Here is a 3,156-nt window from a genome sequence, read left to right on the forward strand (position 1 = left end):
CACCAGATACTTCAACAGGAGCGTATCATTGAAAAGATATGGGGCTACGAGAGAGATGTGGAGTACAATAATATAGAGGTATACATATCTTTCCTCAGAAAGAAGCTTTCAGTCATATCTGCTCCTGTACAGATAAAAACTGCCAGAGGCATCGGTTATTCACTTGAATAAAGAGGAGGAATGCTGTTATGTTCAAAAAGGCACATGATAAGATGTTCAAAAAAGCGCAGATGAAGCTTTTTACAATGATCGTTAGTATTCTTCTTGCGGTCTTTGTGGCACTTATAAGCTCGATCAATGTTATTACAAAAGCTGTAATGCGCGGACAGTCAAAGGAAGTCCTGATGCAGATAGCTTCGGGAATAGAGTATGATGAAAAAGAGGCAAGGTTCAAGTACGCCGTGCCGATGAATAACGAAAACAGAGATGACAGAAGGTACGAGAAGGAGAAAAAGCCTTCAGAGACCAAGCCGACTGATCCGACTACTACGGAAAAGCCGTCCGCTACCGAAGCTTCGACATCTACCGAAAAGGCAAAGGAAAAGGTGACAGACGCTCCTACAGATCCTGTTCAGGAAGATACACAGGCTATCGAGGAAAATCAGGAGTCTTATGATGAGCCGCATGATGAGCAGCCTGCTGAGACTGTACCTCCCGAAACTCAGGCACCTGCAACCCAGGCACCAGAAACACAGGCTCCGTCTGCTGATGCTTCATCTGGAGCAACTCCTTCGTGGGACCAGGGCGGCTGGGACTGGAGCAACTGGAACAACGGAGATCAGAATAACGGACAGTGGAACGGTCAGTGGGGCGATCCAAATAACGGACAATGGAACGGTCAGTGGGGCGATCCAAATAACGGACAGTGGAACGGACAATGGGGCGACCAGAACAATAACGGACAGTGGAACGGTCAGTGGGGCGATCCAAATGCACAGGGCACTTATCCATGGTACACATGGATGTGGGGCTATTATCCGTGGGTATGGGAGCAGACTAAGGCTTACTCAAGCGAGTATCCTGTGACCCGTAACGACCACGGCGAAAATGATCCCCGTTATGATACGATAAACGATCACGGTGAAATGGATCCCCGTTATGATAACGTTTCAGAAGAAAAAACAACTGATGCCGATGAGAAAATAATTGCCGACAAAACTGCATACAGCTACAGTGATGATATGTCGGCATACATAAAGCCTCTTGCAAACAGAACGGATCTTTCCGCAGCATCATCTGATGCTACAAGTGTTCAGCAGAATTATCAGTCTCGTCAGAATACTGCTGTAAATGCTCCTAAGGAAGAGCCTATCCCGAAGTCGCTGGGTTCTATCGAGTTCTTTGTTATCATGGCAGATAAGAACGGAAAATATCTTGATGCTAAGAATAATGATGATATGAATGCTGAAACAGCACAGAATTACATCACAAGGATACTTGAAGAGAATATTGATACAGGTATGGTGAATTCGTATCAGTTCTATCAGACTTCAAAGCCTAACGGAACTCTTATGGTATTCACAGACAAGAGCTATGAAATGGATATGCTCAGACAGCTCAAGAGAACAACTATTATCATAGGTTCTATAGCACTTGTTATACTTTCTGTTCTTGCATACTTCTTCAGCAAGAGAAGTATCCAGCCTATCAAGACAGCTTTCGATAAGCAGAAGCAGTTCGTATCAGATGCAAGCCACGAGCTTAAAACTCCTCTTACAGTTATTTCTGCAAATGCAGATGTACTTGAAGGTGAGATAGGTGATAATAAGTGGCTCAAATACATCAAGGCGCAGACCGACCGTATGAGCATACTTGTAAATGACCTGCTCAACCTTACAAGGCTCGAAAACAACAATACAGACCTTGAACGCAAATACTTCAATCTCAGCAAGGCTATCGTCAATACTGCACTTCCTTTCGAGTGTCAGGCATTTGAGAACAACAAGAAGTTTGAAGTGAACATTGACGATGATGTAATGCTCTGCGGAAGTGAGAAGCATATAAAGCAGATGGCTGCTATCTTCATTGATAACGCACTGAAATACTCAAACGAAGGCGGTACTGTAAGGGTAACGCTGAAGAAAACAGGCGACAGAAAGCTGTTCTCGGTATACAACACAGGTGAAGGTATCAAGGAAGAAGAAACAGACAAGATTTTCGAGAGATTTTACAGAAGCGACCAGTCCAGAAACCGTGCAACAGGCGGTTATGGTCTTGGACTTGCCATTGCGAAGTCTATCATAGACAAGCATAAGTTTAAGGTGCATATAATGAACCAGCCAGGCAAGAGCGTCTGCTTCGTAATAACAATGTAATTGTAAAGCCCGTAAGCTTTAAGCTTACGGGCTTTTTGCCGTGTATAACATTGAAATAATACGGAACGCCGATGACACCGTATACATATATGTTGATTTTTGCATAAAAACAAGGGGCTGCCTTGGCAGCCCCTTAACTATGCACTAATCACTGATAACTGATCACTATTATTCTTCTTCCTTTTCCTCAACGAGAGGAAGCTTTTTGACACGACAGACTTCAATACGGTGATGCTTAACTTCAAGAACTTCGATTTCGAGCCCGTCACTTTTGAATGAGAGCTGAGAACCGTCCTTAGGTATCTCTCCCAGTTCAGCTATGACATATCCGCCGAAAGTCTCGTATTTATCCGCAGGGAGAGTAACTTCAAGCTCATCGCATACGTCGCTGAGTGAGGTCATACCCGGAACTGTCCATACATTTTCCTCTGTCTCTTCAAGTCTTACAGCAGGCTCGTCCTCGGGATCGTCTGCGAAATCGCCTACAAGCTCCTCAACGAGGTCGGTAATAGTTATTATACCGCTCATTCCGCCGTATTCGTCTACAACTATTGCAAAGTGGTCTGCACCGCGCTGTTTCATCTGATCGAAAAGGCGGTCAGCCTTCATGCTTTCGTGAACGAAGCATGGTTCGCGGACAGCTTCCTTCATTATGTTTTCGCGTGTCTTGTTGTCAAGTCTGAAATAGTCCTTTGCGTTGAGGACTCCGATAACATTGTCCACACTTTCACCGCATATAGGGAAAGATGAGTGACGGGTGCGGTGTATCGTTTCTTCCCATACCGATATATCGTCATTGCTCCAGAGCACATCAACGTCTGTTCTGTGAGTGCATACCTGT

Annotated in this window: 3 protein-coding genes; 2 read left to right on the forward strand and 1 reads right to left on the reverse strand. The window is 44.6% G+C overall.

All coding sequences use genetic code 11. The features are described 5' to 3' along the window. Nucleotides 1–6 precede the first annotated feature (6 nt). Both QZZ41_RS00285 and QZZ41_RS00290 read left to right on the forward strand, forming a co-directional pair. Entirely contained in the window at nt 7–171 is a 165-nt protein-coding gene (locus QZZ41_RS00285) for a helix-turn-helix domain-containing protein (RefSeq protein WP_295066591.1), read from the forward strand. Between the two features lie 17 nt (nt 172–188). After that, the gene (locus tag QZZ41_RS00290) at nt 189–2,315 is read left to right on the forward strand and encodes an ATP-binding protein (RefSeq protein ID WP_295066587.1); all 2,127 of its coding nucleotides are present in this window, start codon (nt 189–191) and stop codon (nt 2,313–2,315) included. A 168-nt stretch (nt 2,316–2,483) separates the two neighbouring features. Here QZZ41_RS00290 and QZZ41_RS00295 read toward each other — a convergent pair. Beyond that, nucleotides 2,484–3,156: hemolysin family protein (locus QZZ41_RS00295; protein ID WP_295066589.1), on the reverse strand; the 673-nt coding region annotated here is incomplete at its 5' end.

This window comes from Ruminococcus sp. (assembly GCF_016283395.1).